Below are 17,869 nucleotides of genomic sequence, written 5' to 3' on the forward strand. Positions count from 1 at the left end.
CTTTATTTCTCTACCGGCTCTGGCCATTCGCTAAAGATCCGCGGCAGGGTTTTCGAGCGCAGCAGCCAGAATAGCCCCAGCCCCAGACCAAACACCGCAACCAGCCGCCAGGGCGCATCCAGGATCACATCCGGCGGTAAATCGTAAATACTGTAAGCCAAATCGGCGGCGCAGCTGATAAATAATAAGCCGCGGCTGTAGCGCCAGATGGCGCGCCAGGCGGCGCTGCGTTTATCGCTGCGTTGACTTAGTGCCGCCACTACCAACAGTACCGGCAAGGCAATGACACAGGCAATCAAAAAGTCCTGCTGTTGCGGATAGAACAGTTTCAGTAAATCTTTTTGCTGCGGCGGCAAGGTCAATACCAATACCCAGCTTAAATAAGGACGCAGCAGCAGCGCCAGCAACCAGTAAAAGCGTTGTGGTATCGGCGTCAGACCGTATTTATCCAGCAGAGGCCAGTCTTTCATGCCTGTCGCTTGCGTTGTGCCAGCATCCCCAGCAGCACAAAGACTGCCAGGCTCACCCAGGGTAGCCAGAGGTTGCTTAAACCCGCCAATTGCTTGGCCACCAGCGGCGTTAAAAACAACGTCAGGGCGCCATAGCCAAAGGCACAAAGCAGCACAAAAATAGCGGTGCGCCAGATAAAGTGCCAGTGTGCGGTTTGCCGGCGTACACTTTGATTTAGTGTATCGCCAAACACCACCAGTGTAGTTGCCACCATGGCCAGCGCCATATCGCGCACATAGGGGCGAAACAAGGCGCCCCAGTCCAGTAATAAGCTAACTAACCAATCAGGCATCCGGGCTGACTCCATACTGCTTAAACAAATCCAACATCTGTTGCTCATCCCAGACCGGTACCTGTAATTCACTGGCTTTCGCCAGTTTCGAGCCGGCATTTTCGCCGGCAATCACGGCATGAGTTTTCGCTGACACCGAGCCGGAGACTTTGGCGCCCAGCCGCTGTAATAACGCCTTGGCTTCATCACGGCCCATACTGCTCAAAGTACCGGTTAATACGATGGTCTGGCCGCTTAACGGCTGCTCGGTGACCTGTTGCAGCGCTATCGCTGGCCAATGCAGGCCCTGCGCCAGTAAGGCGCTGACCACCTGCTGATTATGCGGCTCGCGGAAGAAATGATACAGATGCTCAGCAACGACAGTGCCGACATCAGATACCGCCAGTAACTGCTCCATTTCAGCCGCCATCAGGGCATCCAGGGTCGCAAAATGATTGGCCAGATTCAGCGCCGTCGCCTCACCCACTTCCCGGATCCCTAAGGCATAAATAAAGCGCGGCAAGGTGGTACTTTTCGCGGCTTTAATGGCATTTAACAGCTTTAACGCCGACTTCTCGCCCATCCGCTCCAGGCCAACTAAAGACGGCATATCCAGGTCAAAGATCGCATCCGGTGTTTTCACCAGTTGCTGCTCTACTAACTGCTCAACCAGCTTATCGCCCAGACCTTCGATATCCAGCGCCTTACGCGAGACAAAGTGTTTTAGCGATTCTTTCAGCTGTGCCGCGCAATATAAACCGCCACTGCAGCGGGCCACCGCCTCACCACTCACCCGCTCCACCGCTGAACCACAGACCGGGCAGGCCTCGGGGAAGATTACCGGTTTTGTCTTTGCCGGACGCTGCTCGGTAACCACGGCAACAATTTGTGGGATCACATCGCCGGCGCGGCGCACTATCACTTTATCGCCAATTTGTACGCCCAGCCGGTTTATTTCGTCCTGATTGTGCAGCGTGGCATTACTGACCATCACTCCGCCGACATTAACCGGCTCCAACCGTGCGACCGGAGTGATAGCGCCGGTGCGACCGACCTGAAAATCCACGTCCAGTAACGTGGTTAGCATTTCCTGCGCCGGGAATTTAAAGGCAATGGCCCAGCGCGGCGCGCGGGCGACAAAGCCCAGCGCCTGTTGCTGCGCCAGATTACTAACCTTAATAACGACACCGTCAATTTCATAAGGCAGTGCCGCGCGTTTGACCAGGATCTGCTGATAGTAGCTCAGCGCTGCTGCTGTACCCTCAACCAGGCGGATCTCCGGGCACACCGGCAAGCCCCAGTCTTTTAGCTGCTGCAGCCGCTGATAATGGCAGCGATTGTTTAATAGTGTCTGCGGATCATCCAGTTGACCAACCGCATAGGCATAAAACATCAGCGGTCTTTTCGCGGTAACGGCCGGATCCAGCTGCCGTAAACTGCCCGCGGCGGCGTTACGCGGGTTGGCAAAGACTTTTTCACCGCGTGCCTTGGCATCGTTGTTCAGCCGTTCAAAACCAGACAGTGGCATAAAGACTTCGCCGCGCACTTCCAGTACCGGCGGTACTTCACCGGTTAAGCGCAGCGGGATCGCCCGGATGGTGCGGATATTGGCGGTAATATCTTCGCCGGTGCTGCCATCGCCGCGGGTTGCCGCCTGCACTAACACACCCTGTTCGTAACGGATACTGACCGCCAGGCCGTCTAACTTAGGTTCAGCACAAAAGCTAAAATCGCCGGCAAAGTCCAGCCGATCCTGCATCCGTTTTACAAAGGCCAGAAAATCGCTGTCATCAAACGCATTGTCCAGCGATAACATCGGTACCTGATGGCTAACCTGGGAGAACTTGGCTAAGGGTGCGCCACCAACCCGCTGTGTTGGTGAGTCGGCGGTAATCAATTCTGGATGCTGCTGTTCCAGTTGTTGCAGCTCGCGGTACAGCCGATCGTATTCGGCATCCGGCACACTGGGGGCGTCTAACACATAGTATTGATAGTTATACTGTTCCAGCTGCCGGCGCAGCTGAGCGATTTGCTGTTCAGGAGACATCATTTGCAAACTCACCAACAAAAACGGCAGGATAATCCTGCCGTTAGATTAAAGCCTGGCAATCAACCGCGGATCAGTTGTTGCCGCTGAAACTCGCGGATCCGCTCGACATAATGCCGCACGGTTTGCACCGTCAGCACACTGCGCTGACCGTCTAACACCTGACCACCGAATTCTTCCGCCAGCTTTTTCGCGGCGTTATTCATCAGGTTAAAGTTTTGCAGCGGCTCGCCCGGTCCGGGTAGTGTCATAAACAGGCTCAGACCTCGGGTGCTCAGCTCGTCCATGCGCTCAATATCAAAGGTACCGGGATTAAACATATTGGCCAGACTAAACAGCACCTCACCGGTACCGGCACTGTCCTGATGCCGGTGGAAGATGTCCATATCGCCGTATTTAAAGCCCAGCATGGTTAACACCGATAACAGCTCCTGACCGCGGATTTCTTTCTGCTCAGGCAGCAGCACATAGAGGATCAGTACTTCTGAGGGTGCAGCAGCGGCGTCGTCTGCCGGCTCGTCGGCCGCCATCTCATCGTAACCGTAATCGGTCTCTTCCGGCAGCAGTTCATCCTGCTCCGGAATACTCGGCTCATCTAAAGCCGAGAAATTAAATACCGGCTCTTTCGGCTCAGCAAATAAGTCGGTTTGCTCCGCCGGACGCTTAACATCAATTGGCCGGCTGGTCGGTTTGGTTGCAGTGCGGCTTGGGTGCAGCTTGGTACGCTGCTCGGCACTGCCTTTACCGGCGCCCTTTACCACCCTAACCTGACCAATACCGTATTCGTCAAAACCTTCACCCGGACGCTCGTCTTTGCTGTCCTCCTCCGGATGATAGCGATGCTGTACCTTGTTACTGTTTTTTCGCACGGTCCACAGACCATGCAAAAACAAGCCGCCCAACACCAGGGCCCCGATAATAATTAATACCAAACGCAACTCGCTAGCCATTTGTTATACCTTTTGCTCTTTTAGGCTACTGCCAGTTTGACAGCATCATCCACATCTACTGCGACCACGCGGGACACACCGGGTTCCTGCATCGTCACCCCCATCAATTGCGCGGCCATTTCCATGGCAATTTTATTGTGGCTGATATAAATAAATTGTACGGTATCCGACATTTCCCGCACCAGATTACAGAAGCGCCCTACGTTGGCATCATCCAGCGGGGCGTCAACCTCATCCAGCATACAAAACGGTGCCGGGTTAAGTCTAAATATTGAAAACACTAATGATAAAGCGGTTAAGGCTTTTTCACCACCCGATAATAAATGAATTGTACTGTTTTTTTTACCCGGCGGTCTGGCCATAATACTGACCCCGGTTTCCAGCAGGTCATCATCGGTCAGATCCAGATAGGCACTGCCGCCACCAAACACCTTTGGAAACAGCTGTTTTAAGCCGTCATTCACTTGATCAAAGGTCTCTTTAAAGCGTTGCCGGGTTTCGCGATCGATCTTACGGATCGCGGTTTCCAGCGTATCCAGCGCTGAAGTCAGATCCTGATGCTGGGCATCCAGATAGGCTTTGCGCTCGGCCTGTTGCTCATACTCTTCAATCGCTGCCAGGTTAATGGCGCCAAGCCGGCTAACTGCCTCCACGGTTTTATCCAGCTGTTGCTGCCACTGTGCTTCATCGGCATCGGCCGGCAATTCAGCCAGCACCTCTTTCATATTCACCTGCTGCTCACGCAACAACTCCAGCATATTATTAGCACGGATCCGGTAGCCTTCAGCATCCAGCCGCAGATTTTCCAGCGCTTTTTGCTGGCTGCTTAAACGCTGGGTAATGCCGCTTTGTCCCTGCTCCAGCTCACGGATCTGTTGCTGGATGGCAGCCAACTGCTGATTGGCACTGGTTAGCGCCTGTTCGGCGTCACTGCGCTGCAGCAAGCTTTCCTGCAACTCCTCTTGCAGTTGCAATGCCGGATCCTGTTGTTCGTCCAGCTGTAGCTGCAATTCGGCCAGTTGCTCCAGCCATTGCTGTTGTTGCAAAGCCGCGCGACTTAAACTCAGTTCGACACTTTGCAATTGCTGCTGACAGAGCCGTTGCTGCATTTGCAGCTGGCTGTGCTGACCTTGCTGTTGTTGCAATTGCTGGCGCAACGTCTCTTCCTGCGCCCTGGCCTGTTGCTGGCGCTGCTGTAACTGCTGCTCCTGCGTTACCGCCTGCTGATACTCTTGCTCCGCCTCTGCAAGCTTAAGTTCGGTTTGCTCTGCACTTGCCGCCAGCGCCTGTTGCTGTAACTGTAATTCTGCCAGTTGCTGCTGCAGCTGTGTGCTCTGTTGCCTTAATTGCTGCAGCGCCTGCTGTTTTAACTGCACCACCGTATGCTGTTGCTGCCGGGCTTGTTGCTGGCTGCTGAGTGCTGCATTAAGCTGGCTAAGTTGCTGCTGTGCCTGTTGTTGCAATTCAAGCTGTTGTTGCTCTGCTGCCGCAGCTGCTGCAAGCTCCTGCTCAACGACAGCTAACTCCTGCCCTAATTGTTGTAACCGCTCCTGGCGTAACAAACGGCTATCGGTCAGCGACGCCTGGCTTTGCTGGCCCCAGTTAGTGCCGAACCATTTACCCTTAGCACAGATCACCGATTGTCCGGGCTTAAGCTGTGTCAGCATCGTTAGCGCCTGCGCTTCATCCGCCGCCAATAAAATTTGCCGGAAATAATCCGGATATACCCCTGAGCGCACCACGCTGGCCAGGGTATTTGCCGGCGCCGCGTTGTCGCCAGCCACTGCGGTCACATACAGCGCTTTGCCCGCAGTATGAGCAGCCAGCTCAGCCTGTTGTAGTGCGCCCAGTGCCAGCGTAACAGCCAGCGCCCAGCCATCTGCAATTTGCAGCTGCTCTGCCAGTAAAGGCCCGCTGCTGCTGGCTTGCTGTTGACTCTGGCTAAGACGTTGATGCTCTATTCTCAACACTTGCTGTTGGTTTTGCCACTGTTGGCGCTGTTGGGTTGCCTGCGCGCTCAGCTGTTGTTGCTGCGCCAGTGCGGCACTAAGCTCTGCCTGCTCTAGCTGCAATGCAGCGACTTGCTCTGCCAGCTCCTGATGCCTGGCTTCTGCCAGCGCCAGCTCTTGCTCTGCCTGCTCAGGTTCCAGCCGGGCCAGCTGTTCAGTTAACTTATGTTGCTGTGCGGCCAACTGATGTTGCTGCTGCGCCCAATGTTGCAGTTGCAGCCGCCACTGCTGCAGTTGCTCGCGGCGCTGATAATGCTGTTGTTGCCAGTCTTGCCAGTTAAGCTGTGCCTCGGCTGCCTGCTCCGTCGCTGCCAGCAATTGTGCCTGTAACTCTTCCTGCTGCTCAGTCAACACTAGCAGTTCCGGTATCAGCTCTTCCAGCTGCGCTTCAAGCTCGGCGCGTTGCAGCTGCTCCTGCTGCTGTTGCTCATGAAAACCGGCCAGACTCAGCTGCTTTTGCTGGATCTGCTGACTAAGTAGCTGTTGTTGCTGACGCTGGCCGACAATTTGCTGCTCCAGTGCACTGATCCTGTTACCCAACTGATAGTACTGCTGCTGACACTGCTCCTGCTGTTGCCGTGCAGTATGGGCATGTTCACGTAATTCGGTCAGCACCCGCTCATCGCCCGCCTGCGCCGCCTGATATTTCTGCAGCTCGGTTTCCTGCTCGCGCAGCTGCTGTTCCAGCTTGTTTAGCGTGTCGTTAAAGCCCAGCCATTTAATCGTTGTCAGTTGGGCACGCAGTGTGCGCTCCTGCGCTTTCAGCTCTTTATAGCGCTGTGCGGTAGCGGCCTGCCGCTTGAGTTTGTCGATATTTTTACCCAGCTCTTCGCGCACGTCGGTCAGGCGATCCAGATTATCCCGGGTATGTTTAATGCGGTTTTCGGTTTCGCGCCGCCGCTCTTTATAGCGGGAAATGCCGGCGGCCTCTTCAATAAAGACCCTCAGCTCCTGCGGTTTAGATTCGATCAGGCGCGAGATCATGCCCTGTTCAATAATGGCATAGCTGCGGGGGCCCAGGCCGGTGCCAAGGAAAATATCGGTAATATCGCGGCGGCGGCACTTGCTGCCATTTAAGAAGTACAACGACTGGGCATCACGGGTCACGACGCGCTTGATTGCAATTTCACTGCGATCCGCCAGATTGCCGGCCAGCCGGCCCTGAGTATTTTCAAACACCAGCTCGACGGAGGCCTGCGACACCGGTTTGCGCTGCGCCGAGCCGTTAAAGATCACGTCGGTCATTGCATCACCGCGCAGGTTTTTCGCCGAGCTTTCGCCCAGCACCCAGCGCACCGCATCAATCACATTGGATTTGCCACAGCCGTTTGGCCCCACTATGGCCGTCATCGCTTGCGGAAACGGCACTGTAGTAGGGTCAACGAAGGATTTAAAACCTGCCAGTTTGATCTGTTTTAAGCGCATCCGGCTGTGTTGAGCTGATTAGAGTATTAACGACAAATCTACCGGCTTTGTTAGCCAGTGTCACTTGCTAATTCGATTAACGGGCTGACTTTGCAGATTTTTTTTACGCCAACGTTCGGCCTTTGCCAATACATCGATGTTTTTACGCACCGGCGCCGGGGCCGCACTGATAATCACCACCGGCCGCGATACAATCAGGTTATTCGGGTAGATCACCCGCTCCTGCTCTTTGGTGCGCAGCACGGTATTAAACAAATGGATCTCGGCAATATCGCCTTCCAGTGCATTATTGCCATCAATGATCCTTACCTTACTGCCTTCGGCAAAGTCCTTCTGCCCCAGCAGGATAAAAAAGGCAGTGACATTGCTGATCAGCGACCAGGACGCAAATAAGGCGACACCGGCTACCGCGATAATTGAGGAGGCCAGCACCAGCAAACCACGGATATCCACACCCCAGATAATGCTTAGCACTACCAGTAGCAACAGCATGAGCAGGATATGGAAAACCACTATGGCTCTTTTATTCATCTCCGGCCGCATCCGGCCACCAGCCAGTAAACCGTAAATCAGCGGCACCAGCCGCCGGCTGATCAGAATATAAGCCAGCACCGAAAGCAGTGACAGGCCAAGCTGTACCATCGCCGGGCTCAGATAACGGCTTAATTCCGTCAGCAAGACGCTGTCGGCAATAATCGATTCTTCCAGGCTCATTGCTTAATCCAAATCGTTTAATGGCCAGCTGACGATGTAATCTTCAAAGTCATCCAGGTTGACCAGATCTTCTGAGATAGTTTTATTGCGCACCGACATTTGCTTCTTGTGCATCAGACTTTTTTTACCGCCGTTTAACAGTGGATGCCAGGACGGCAACCCCCGGCCTTCATGTAACCGACGGTAAGCACAACTATTGGGCATAAAGAAAATATCTTTCAGATTGTCTTTGGTCAGCTTAATACAATCCGGTACCAGCACGGTGCGTTGACTGTACTGAGTGCACTCGCACTTATGACTATTCAGATAACGACAGGCGATATTGGTAAAAACCACCTCTTCACCTTGTTTTAGCTCAGCGGTCGGGCCTTCTTCCTCGTCATCATCAATAAACTTGTTCAGACAGCATTTGGCACAGCCATCACATAAGGCTTCCCACTCAGCGTCGTTCATCTCGCTTAGGCTTTTTTGCTCCCAGAAGCGTTCGGTCAGGCTCATTTATACCTCAACCCGGCTATCTATTTTTAGCAGATCGGCCAGGATCACACTCAGCTTATCGCCAGCCTGCAAAGGGCCAACGCCAGCCGGCGTGCCGGTCAGCACCAGATCGCCGGGTAGCAGGGTAAAATGCTGGCTCATTTCACTGATCAGTTGGGTAATACCGCGGATCATATTGGCACTGTTACCCTGCTGGCGCAGCTCACCATTCACCAACAAGCTAAAATCCAGCTGTTGCGGATGTTGTACTTGTGCTTTGGGCACCAGCGGTGACATCGGACAGGCACCATCAAAGCCTTTGGCAATTTCCCAGGGCCGCCCCAGTTGTTTTAAACGCCCCTGCACGTCGCGTAGCGTCAGATCCAATGCCAGCCCATAGCCCCAGATAGCCTCAGTAACCTCAGCAAAGCCGGCATTTTTCAACGGTTTGGCGATCAATACCGCCAGCTCCAGCTCATTATGCACCTCGCCGCGATCAGCGGGGATGCTAAAAGCCGGCGCCAGCGGCACCAGCGAGGTAGCCGGTTTGATAAAAAACAGCGCTTCGGGCGCCGTTTTACTTTGCATTTCGGCAATATGATCCTGGTAGTTTTGCCCGATACAAACAACCTTACCCGGCGGCAGGTCAAGCGCCTGCCCCTGCCAATCCTGATGTTGGTACATTAACTTTGCTCCGCGACAATAAGATCTGCCAGATAGCCGACACTGGTGACAAAATAATAAGAGCGGTTCCAGTGCATCAGGCTTTTATAATTGTCATACGCCAGGAAGGCACGGCCTTTCGGGCCATCCGGTAACACCAGAGCAGCGCTGATTTCGCGTTGCGGCAGCGCTTCACCATTTAAGCGCCGTACCCCCAGCTTATGCCAGTCGGCCATACTACGGGCTGAAGCATCCCAGCGGCTTAACCACTCATTACGCGCCAGGCTACCACGCTGAATCGCATGAGCGGCGTCAAAGCCGGCCGGCAATGTTACTTCGCGGCCCCAGGTCAGGCTGTTATTCCAGCCCTGGCGTTTCAGGTAATAGGCAATAGAGGCAAATACATCCAGCTCGTTAGTCCAGATATCTTTTTTACCATCACCGTCACCATCCTGGGCATAGGCGAGAAAGGAGCTTGGCATAAACTGGCTTTGCCCCATGGCGCCGGCCCAGGAACCTTTCATATTCTCTAGATCGATATGCCCCTGCGCTAAAATATCCAGAGCATGGAAAAACTCAGTGCGGAAAAAGGCTTCACGCCGGCCTTCATAGGCCAGCGTTGCCAGCGCTGACGGGATCGAATAGTTACCCTGAAAACGGCCAAAGCTGCTCTCCAGACCCCACAACGCCACGATAAAGCGCGGTTGCACGCCGTAGCGCTTACCAATTTCTTCCAGCTGTGGCTGATATTGCTGATAACGTTCGCGCGCCATGCGGATCCGGGTTTCACTGACCCGCTTCGGCAAATAGGTATCCAGCGTTTCGACTACTTCCGGTTGGCTGCGGTCAGCGCTGACCACCCGCTCATGAAATTGCAGGCTGCTAAACACGGCTTCCAGCAACGCCTGATCATAGCCGCGGCTTTGTGCTTCGGCTTTCAGGGCTGCGGTATAGCTTTGAAAATCCGGTTTTGCTTCTTCGGCCAGACTCTGACCATTGAACCAACCGGCTGCCAGCAGCAGGCTGGCAATAAGCTTCTTTTTCATTCTGACTCCTTGTTGCTGAGCGTCGTTTGCGGCAAAGCCGCGCGATGCTCATCCAGCAGATTAGCTACTGGCGGGGGTAATTGCAGGTAAAAGCCTTGCTGCTGCAGCGCCGCTTTCACCTTTTGAATATCGGCCAGGGCTAAATGTTCCCGTTTGGCCAGATTTAACACTGTCACCAGCTGCGGTTGCCCAAACGTGTCCAGTAAGGGAGCTGGTACCTGGCTAAAGTCGTCCCGCTTTTCAATATACAGGTAGGTGCCCTCTTTTCGTGGGCTGCGATATACCGCACATAACATAGAATAAAACTACTTCATCAACTTGCCTAACAGATGGCAAGACTATAACATGAACCGCTGATCAAGCGTAACGACAGAGCTTGTCGGACGCAGAAAAATTCTCGCTGCGACAGCAGTAATAATAATAGTAAAAGCGCTGAACTTTTATGTCTGAACACTCCTTAGAATTAAAGGGCAGTTTATTCCCTTTATCCGTGTTACATTGCTCCGATCTTAGCATCAGCAGTCTGCAATCCCTGTTAACTGCCAAACTGGCACAAGCGCCGGCCTTTTTCTATCAGGCACCGCTGGTGATTAACTTACAGGATAACGACAGCAACCCTGACTTTGCCGCGCTAAAACAGTTATTTACCGAGTTAAAGCTGGTACTGGTCGGGGTAACGGGTGCCAATGCCGCGCAAAAAGCGGCTGCGCAGCAAGCCGGTTTAGCGGTATTGCAAGCCGGCAAGAGCAATACTGCCAAAGCGGTAGAGCCGGCACCACAGAGCCCCGCGCCAGAGCGTTCAGCACCGGCACAGGTGGTGGTACAACACCAGGCAATGGATAGCAAGATTGTCGAGCAGAATGTTCGCTCCGGTCAGCAAATCTATGCCAAGGGCGCCGATTTAATTATCAAGGGTGCCGTTGGCGCCGGCGCAGAAGTGATTGCCGATGGCAATATTCATATTTATGGTTCGCTGCGTGGCAAAGCCATTGCCGGTGCCAGTGGCGACAGCAGCAAACGCATTTACTGTTACAACATGCAGGCCGAATTGGTCTCAATAGCCGGGAATTACTGGTTAAGCCATAGTCTGCAAGGCGAGTTTTGGGGTAAACCGGCCTGCATCCGCTGGCAGGGCGAAAGTTTAGTCATTTCAGAATTAGTGTAAGGAAAGTCACTATGGCAAAAATTATTGTGGTTACCTCTGGCAAGGGTGGTGTCGGTAAAACCACCTCCAGTGCCGCTATTGGCACGGGCCTGGCGTTAGCCGGTAAAAAAACTGTAATTGTCGATTTTGATATCGGCTTACGGAATCTGGATCTGATCATGGGCTGTGAACGCCGCGTGGTCTACGACTTCGTTAATGTGATTAATGGCGAAGCCAATCTGAAACAAACGCTGATTAAAGATAAGCGGGTCGACAACCTGTTTATCCTGCCGGCCTCGCAAACCCGCGATAAAGACGCCCTGACCAAAGAAGGCGTAGAGCGGGTGTTAAATGAGCTGTCTGCTGAATTTGATTTTATTATCTGTGACTCACCGGCCGGTATCGAATCTGGCGCCATGATGGCCCTGTATTTTGCCGACGAAGCCGTCGTGGTAACCAACCCGGAAGTGTCTTCAGTACGTGATTCAGATCGCATCCTGGGTATGCTGTCGAGTAAATCCCGCCGCGCTGAACAAGGCCTGGAAGGGATTAAAGAGCATTTGCTGTTGACTCGTTATAACCCGGAGCGGGTGATCAAAGGCGAAATGCTCAGTGTCGAAGACGTGAAAGAAATTCTGGCCATTGAGCTGGTAGGCGTTATTCCAGAGTCGCAAGCGGTGCTAAATGCGTCGAACTCAGGCCAGCCAGTTATTCTGGATGAAGAAAGTGACGCTGGCCAGGCTTATCTGGACACGGTAAAGCGTCTGCTGGGTGAAGCAGTGCCATTCCGTTTTCTGACGGTGGAGAAAAAAGGATTTATTAAAAGGTTGTTTGGAGGCTAACTGATGTCGTTACTGGATTATTTTCGTTCAACTAAAAAAAATACCGCCAGCACTGCCAAAGAGCGCCTGCAAATTATTGTGGCCCATGAGCGGAAAAGACGCTCCGGGCCGGATTACCTGCCCCAGCTGGAGCGCGACATCCTGGAAGTGATCCGCAAATATGTGGATATTCCGGCCGATCAGGTCGCGGTATCACTGGAGCAACGTGGTGATGAGTTATCTGTACTGGAGTTAAACATCACCTTCCCTGACGAAAAGCGCTAACAGGCGCTTTTCACTTTTTATCTGTCAAAGGAGCAGACAATGCGTAAGACCCTGATTGCCGCCGCTGTGGTTGCTGCCGGCGCCGCCGGTTATTATTTTCTGAGTAAACAGGACAGCCAGGCTTTTCATGCCGAGCTGGCCTATGTACCGGCTGATACGGTGCTGTTTTCCGGCCAGTTTAAAGCGCTGGATATGGTCAGTTATCTGGCTACCGTTGGTATTACACCGGACTACCTGAAGGGCGAAGACCTGCAACAGGGTTTAGCAGTGTTACAACAGCAGGCTCCGGCTGCCGGTCAGTTTGCGCTGGCGTTGTTTGAAGGCTTTATTAATGCGCTGGGTAGCCCGGAGCAGTTTGAACGCGAAACCGGTATTGCCAACGCGTCACGCTCCTTATTCTATCTGGTTGGTGCAGCGCCGGTGATTCGGCTGGAACTGGCCAATGAACAGGCTTTTTTAAGCTTTTTGGATAATCTGGGGCAACGCAGTGGTCTGAGCTATCAGGACGCCAGTCTGAACGGCCACAGCTTCCGCCGCTACCGCACTGACGACGCGCCTGAAGGCTTTGAATTACTGGTCAGCACTGAACGTGGTTGGGCTACCATTGCCCTGCACCACCATGCGCTATCAGACTCACACCGCCTGCAAAGTCTGGCACTGGAACAGCCGGCGAAAAATCTGGCGAACAGTGGCAAACTGGAAAACTATGTTAAGCAGTATCAACTGAAAACCGATGGTCTGGGCTTTTTTAGCACTGAACAGCTGGCACTGGCACTGACCACCACTGACGGTAATCAACTGGCGCGTGATCTGCAACTGACCTTTAACGGTGAAGTGCCAGAAGCTTTGCAAAGCTGGCAAACCCCGGCTTGCCGCACAGATATGCAGATGCTCGCGCAAACCTGGCCTGGTATGGTGATGGACAGCGAGCTGGTGACCCAGGCTAACGGCCAGTTCCATATCCGCAGCAAGATGCTGGTGCCAACCAGCAGCAAGGTCGCGTTAGAGGGCTTACAAGGCTTACAGGGCTTTATCCCTGCAGCTCTGAATGGCAAGGTGCACAGCTCGATGTTCTATCTGGCACTGGGAACCGAAATCAGTCAGTTAACCCCGTCCGTCAGCAAGATCTGGGCTGGTATGACGGATTTATCTGTCAGCTGTGAGCCACTGGTTGCCGTGCAGGAACAGATGAAAGCACAAAACCCGCTGATGATGCTGGCGATGGCCGGGATGGCAGCCAACGGTTTACAGGGTTTCTCAGTCACTATTAACGGTTTTAGCCTGGATCCTGCGACCGGTCAGCCAAATCAGGCCGATGCATTGGTCACGGTTTCTGCTGATAATCCGCAAACGCTGGCGGCGAATGCCATTGCAATGGCGCCAATGTTAGCAGGTATCCAGTTACCGGCTGCAGGTGAAGAAATTTCCGTCAGCGAGGTATTCCCGCCAGCTGCTATGCTGGGTTTGGATCTGCGCTTAAAAGCCAGTGCCAATCATCTGATGTTGTATGTTGGGGATAAAGCTAAGGCTCAGGCCACTCAGCTGGCCAGCGAAAAACTGACCAAGAATGGCATTATGGCTGTAGGCGCAGACTATAAGCAGTTTTTCAGCGCTCTGTCTGATGCGGCGGCAATGTCCGGCCAACCGGTACCAGATGAGCTGAAGCGGATGATGGACAGCAATATGCAGCTGGGTTTTGGTTTTGGTATTGAACAGCACGGTATTGTATTTAATACCGAGCTGAAAACCAGCCGTTAACCGTACCTGGTCCGATAAAGCCAGCGTTAAGCTGGCTTTTTTTATGCCCGTTTTCTGACATTATGCCGCCAGGCATCCAGGCTGTAGCAGAGCAGTGCCAGCCAGATCAGACCAAAGGTAAACAGCCGTTCCAGTGCGAAGGGCTCCCGGTATAACCAGACGCCAAAGATAAACATCAGGGTTGGCCCAATATACTGAAAAAAGCCCATAGTAGATAACTGTAGGCGCCGGGCAGCAGCGATAAAACACAGCAGCGGCACTGTTGTGACCAGGCCGGCAGCGACCAGATACAGGTTAAGGCCGGCACTGTTAGCCAGCAAATTAGCGGCCGGACTCTCGGCATAAGCCCACCAATACCAAAGTGCTAACGGCAACAACAATAAAGATTCGACAAAGAGTCCTTTAATGGCATCTACTGCCAGCTTCTTTCTGAGTAAACCATAGATGGCGAAGGAGCTGGCCAGCGCCAGGGCTATCCAGGGGACAGCACCATAACCAATGATTTGCCACAGTACACCAAGCGATGCCAGAACCACCGCCAACCACTGCAGCTTACGTAAACGCTCGCCTAAAAACAGCATGCCGAGCAGTACATTCAGCAAGGGATTGATATAGTAGCCGAGGCTGGCATCCAGCATATGATTATTATTGACGGCCCAGATAAAGAGCCCCCAGTTGCCGCCAAGCAGCACAGATGACAGCAGTAACCAAGCCACCAGCTTAGGCTTGGCAAAGACTGCCAGCGTGTCACGCCCCTGCTTTAACAGTAACAGGATCAACAGCAATAGCAGAAAAGCCCAGACAATACGGTGGATCAGAATTTCCGGCGCCGGAATAAAATCAATTTGTTTAAAATACAGCGGAGCTATGCCCCACAGGGTATAAGCGCTGGCGGCAAAGGCGCCACCTAATCGCTGTTCTCGTGTTAACGCCATAAGCACTCCGGTTGTGGTTAACGCTGAGGTTTAACCAGCGGCGGCATTATAACGAAGATAGGGCTATGCGTGTGAACCTTTACCGCATGGTACAAGCAAAGAAAAAGCCGGAGCGAGCTCCGGCTTTGCTGAAGATTAATTGCTCTTCGTCTTATTGTACGAAGTCATCCAGTAAAATCAGACCCACATCAGCATTTAACCCGGCACCATCGCGCGCTACTGCAGTGTAAATCTTGTTCGCTTGTAGCGTCAGAGGAACAGGACCAATGGCCGCAGTTTTAGTACCTGCTGGAGTAACCGTCACGACGTAGTTGCCGGCAGCTAATCTGACGTAACCGGTTTCTGCCTTAAAGGGTACGTTTCTGAATGCCGGCGTTGCGGTGCTGATATCGTTAGTTGCAGTAACATAGATATCAACCGGACCGGCCAGCGTTGAACCGTGAACAATACGTACCCGTGCTTCAGTAGCAACACGACGCGGATTATCACTCAGCACCAGTGGCTCGATGGTATTGTTACCTAAAGAACCAACAGCCAGCACGCTGTAGAACTTACCGGCTTCCAGTGTCAGGTCATTGTTAATCACCACCACACTGTTATCCGCAGCTGCCGCCACCTTCACATTGTATGTGTCTGGCGCTACGCCGACATAAGGGGTGAAATTAGGGAAAGCCAAACCCTCAACCAGTTTAATCGCATCGTTCACAATCACATCGACTGCCGGCGCGTCTGACACATTATGTACCACCCGAACTGATGATGTAGTATTGGCATCTTTAATATCCAACTCATCACCATTTGGCGTTACAGCCAGTAACGACACAGGTGACGCACCAGAGAAGCGATTATTAATCGCCGCAACGACCAGATCGGTACCACCAGCCAGAGACAAGGTGCCGGAATCAAACACAACTGTGCTTTGACCTGGTAAGGTAATGCGAACACGGTAATCGCCTGCTGGAACATCTAAGGCTTGAGTAAACCCTTTAAAGTCCAACGTAGCTAAGGCTGAGCCGAGCGGATCGTTTGGCGCTGTAACATGGATATCAACCGTTGGTGCTGCAGAAGCAGCATGCACCACCTGTAACCGCACATTGCCAGCCGCCAGGGCTTTCACATCTGAGGTGACTACTAAAGGCTCCAGTGTAGAACCGGCGACCGAGCCTACTGCAAAGACCTTGTAGTTAGTGGCTTCAGCTAATGTCAGATTAAGAGGTCCAATCACATTCGGTGTTGCAGTGCCTGGCAGAATCGCCTGCACGGCCACGTTGTAAGTATTGGGTCCCAGTGGGAAGTTCTCAGAACTCTGACCATAAGATAAACCGGTAATTGCCGGATAGCCACCAATTAACACATTGACATCTGGCGCATCAGAAGAGGCATGAACGACGCGCAAGGTCGCATCCACCACAGACGATGGCGGTGGTGGTGGCGGAGCTGGTGGAATGACAATAGGATCACTGCTGTTACAGGCACTGAGCGTCGCCAGCATAGTGGTGGCGACGGCAAGTGAGACTATCTTTTTCATTGTGCTTTCCCTTCAGTTAATAGTTGCGACGAAAATTTACGCCGGCAAAAAAACGCAGGATCACTTTGCCGGTCGCAAAAAACTGAATGGTTTATTGAAAAAAATAATCTGATCTAAAAAGGTTAAAATTACGTAATGGCGGTCCCATTAACATGAGCAGGTAGCCGCAAATGGCTTTGCAACAGAGCTTGACGCCAGCTGCTGAGAAACTCCGGCAGAGGTAGCAACGATCGCTCGTCATCACTAACCCGCCAACACCAATTGAAATATTCATGTAACTGACGCCGTGTTGCCAGAAAAGACGCCGGAATATCAGCCGCTGCGGCAGCATCCTTTACTGCCTGACCAATTTCCGCCAGCACCACTTTTTCACCGGCGAAACTCTGCAGATGATAAAAGCGTTGCGGACATTGCTCGGCAGATAATTGCTTTGCCGTTTGAATCAGCTCGATCAAAATTTTCGCATGGCGGCGCAGATCCTTGGCCAACATCCCCGGAATATTCAACAGACTTTCAACCGAGCCAGGTTTGCGTTTAGCTAATTCAAATAGCTGCGCATCCTTCACCACCAGCCCCAGCGCCAAATCTTTTGCGCTGGCATATTGATAGCGCCAACTAACCAGCTCACGTAAAATCGCCAGCTCACGGCTGTTAAGCTGACTGCTGTTTTTAATTTCCAGGTATTTAAACTCGGCAGGCAGTTGCTGCTGGCGCCGGGCCAGTAACTGCTGTCCTTCGGCCAGCAACAGGGTCAATTTTTGCCCTGCACCAAGCTCCTGCAGCAATTTCTGGTACACCGGCAATAGAAACTTGACGTCATTGGCGGCATAGTCCAGCTGCTTCTGCGCCAGCGGCCTGGCTAGCCAGTCGGTACGGGATTCGCTTTTATCCAGCATAGCGCCGGTCAGTTGCTCAACTAAACGCGCATAACCCATGCTACCGCCCCAGCCCAGGATCTCAACCGCCAACTGGGTATCGAACAACGGCTGAATACTCTGAATGCCGATCGTCGCCAACGCTTCCAAATCTTCAGTACAGGAGTGCAGGATCTTAGTCACGTCAGGCGCGGCTAATAACTGCTGTAATGGCTGCCAATCGGTGATACACAGTGGGTCGACCAGTGCTAGCTGCTGCCCGTCATAAAGCTGGATCAGCCCCAGCTTTGGATACAGCGTGCTTTGCCGGATAAACTCGGTGTCCAGTGCCAGCAAGGGTTGTTGTAGGGCCTGCTGACAAAACTCCGCCAGTGCCTGATTGGTGCTAAGTAACGACATCTTGTGCTCTCT

At 53.0% G+C, this 17,869-nt stretch carries 17 protein-coding genes; 4 read left to right on the forward strand and 13 right to left on the reverse strand.

What is annotated here, in order from left to right; genetic code table 11:
- Positions 1-2: 2 nt before the first annotated feature.
- Genes H1D31_RS11440 through H1D31_RS11485 form a run of 10 tightly spaced genes read right to left on the reverse strand, consistent with a single transcriptional unit; the run spans position 3 to position 10,408 of the window.
- Entirely contained in the window at positions 3-470 is a 468-nt protein-coding gene (locus H1D31_RS11440; RefSeq protein WP_261258694.1) for a DUF2919 domain-containing protein, read from the reverse strand.
- Entirely contained in the window at positions 467-802 is a 336-nt protein-coding gene (locus H1D31_RS11445; protein ID WP_065956344.1) for a DUF3392 domain-containing protein, read from the reverse strand. Before H1D31_RS11445 ends, H1D31_RS11440 begins: the two co-directional genes overlap by 4 nt.
- Positions 795-2,831 (reverse strand): NAD-dependent DNA ligase LigA, encoded by a 2,037-nt coding sequence (gene ligA, locus H1D31_RS11450; RefSeq protein WP_409976781.1) that lies wholly within the window; start codon positions 2,829-2,831, stop codon positions 795-797. Before ligA ends, H1D31_RS11445 begins: the two co-directional genes overlap by 8 nt.
- A gap of 59 nt (positions 2,832-2,890) precedes the next feature.
- The gene (zipA, locus tag H1D31_RS11455; protein WP_261258696.1) at positions 2,891-3,778 is read right to left on the reverse strand and encodes a cell division protein ZipA; all 888 of its coding nucleotides are present in this window, start codon (positions 3,776-3,778) and stop codon (positions 2,891-2,893) included.
- A 20-nt stretch (positions 3,779-3,798) separates the two neighbouring features.
- On the reverse strand, positions 3,799-7,212 hold the full coding sequence (gene smc, locus H1D31_RS11460; protein ID WP_261258698.1) for a chromosome segregation protein SMC: 3,414 nt from the start codon (positions 7,210-7,212) through the stop codon (positions 3,799-3,801).
- A 60-nt stretch (positions 7,213-7,272) separates the two neighbouring features.
- Positions 7,273-7,926 carry a mechanosensitive ion channel family protein gene (locus H1D31_RS11465; protein WP_261258700.1) on the reverse strand — a complete coding sequence of 218 codons (654 nt, stop codon included), beginning with the start codon at positions 7,924-7,926 and terminating at the stop codon, positions 7,273-7,275.
- A gap of 3 nt (positions 7,927-7,929) precedes the next feature.
- Positions 7,930-8,424 (reverse strand): YcgN family cysteine cluster protein, encoded by a 495-nt coding sequence (locus tag H1D31_RS11470; RefSeq protein WP_261258702.1) that lies wholly within the window; start codon positions 8,422-8,424, stop codon positions 7,930-7,932.
- Positions 8,425-9,087: a fumarylacetoacetate hydrolase family protein gene (locus tag H1D31_RS11475; RefSeq protein WP_261258704.1), complete on the reverse strand. Its 663-nt coding sequence runs from the start codon at positions 9,085-9,087 to the stop codon at positions 8,425-8,427. It abuts the gene before it with no gap.
- Positions 9,087-10,112: a lytic transglycosylase domain-containing protein gene (locus H1D31_RS11480; RefSeq protein ID WP_261258706.1), complete on the reverse strand. Its 1,026-nt coding sequence runs from the start codon at positions 10,110-10,112 to the stop codon at positions 9,087-9,089. The genes H1D31_RS11475 and H1D31_RS11480 overlap by 1 nt, the downstream gene beginning before the upstream one ends.
- Positions 10,109-10,408: a YcgL domain-containing protein gene (locus H1D31_RS11485; protein WP_065956525.1), complete on the reverse strand. Its 300-nt coding sequence runs from the start codon at positions 10,406-10,408 to the stop codon at positions 10,109-10,111. The genes H1D31_RS11480 and H1D31_RS11485 overlap by 4 nt, the downstream gene beginning before the upstream one ends.
- 146 nt (positions 10,409-10,554) lie before the next feature.
- On the opposite strand from H1D31_RS11485, the gene minC reads away from it, so the two are divergent.
- From minC to H1D31_RS11505, 4 genes are read left to right on the forward strand one after another with little or no spacing between them, the layout of a single operon-like run.
- Positions 10,555-11,277, forward strand: coding sequence for a septum site-determining protein MinC (minC, locus tag H1D31_RS11490; RefSeq protein ID WP_261258761.1), 723 nt, complete (start codon positions 10,555-10,557; stop codon positions 11,275-11,277).
- An 11-nt stretch (positions 11,278-11,288) separates the two neighbouring features.
- The gene (minD, locus tag H1D31_RS11495) at positions 11,289-12,098 is read left to right on the forward strand and encodes a septum site-determining protein MinD (protein ID WP_008607671.1); all 810 of its coding nucleotides are present in this window, start codon (positions 11,289-11,291) and stop codon (positions 12,096-12,098) included.
- A gap of 3 nt (positions 12,099-12,101) precedes the next feature.
- Positions 12,102-12,362: a cell division topological specificity factor MinE gene (gene minE, locus H1D31_RS11500; RefSeq protein WP_008607670.1), complete on the forward strand. Its 261-nt coding sequence runs from the start codon at positions 12,102-12,104 to the stop codon at positions 12,360-12,362.
- A 39-nt stretch (positions 12,363-12,401) separates the two neighbouring features.
- Positions 12,402-14,120 carry a hypothetical protein gene (locus H1D31_RS11505; protein ID WP_261258999.1) on the forward strand — a complete coding sequence of 573 codons (1,719 nt, stop codon included), beginning with the start codon at positions 12,402-12,404 and terminating at the stop codon, positions 14,118-14,120.
- 41 nt (positions 14,121-14,161) lie between these two features.
- Here the strand turns inward: H1D31_RS11505 and rarD are convergent, their stop codons facing one another.
- The 3 genes from rarD to rnd form a co-directional block, all read right to left on the reverse strand.
- The gene (gene rarD, locus H1D31_RS11510) at positions 14,162-15,055 is read right to left on the reverse strand and encodes an EamA family transporter RarD (RefSeq protein ID WP_261259001.1); all 894 of its coding nucleotides are present in this window, start codon (positions 15,053-15,055) and stop codon (positions 14,162-14,164) included.
- A gap of 151 nt (positions 15,056-15,206) precedes the next feature.
- A complete protein-coding gene (locus tag H1D31_RS11515) occupies positions 15,207-16,583 on the reverse strand; it encodes a DUF4397 domain-containing protein (protein ID WP_261259003.1) in 1,377 nt (458 codons plus the stop codon).
- Positions 16,584-16,711: 128 nt separating this feature from the next.
- Entirely contained in the window at positions 16,712-17,857 is a 1,146-nt protein-coding gene (gene rnd, locus H1D31_RS11520; protein ID WP_261259004.1) for a ribonuclease D, read from the reverse strand.
- Positions 17,858-17,869: the final 12 nt, after the last annotated feature.

This window comes from Alishewanella sp. BS5-314 (genome assembly GCF_025377695.1).
GTDB lineage: Bacteria > Pseudomonadota > Gammaproteobacteria > Enterobacterales > Alteromonadaceae > Alishewanella > Alishewanella aestuarii.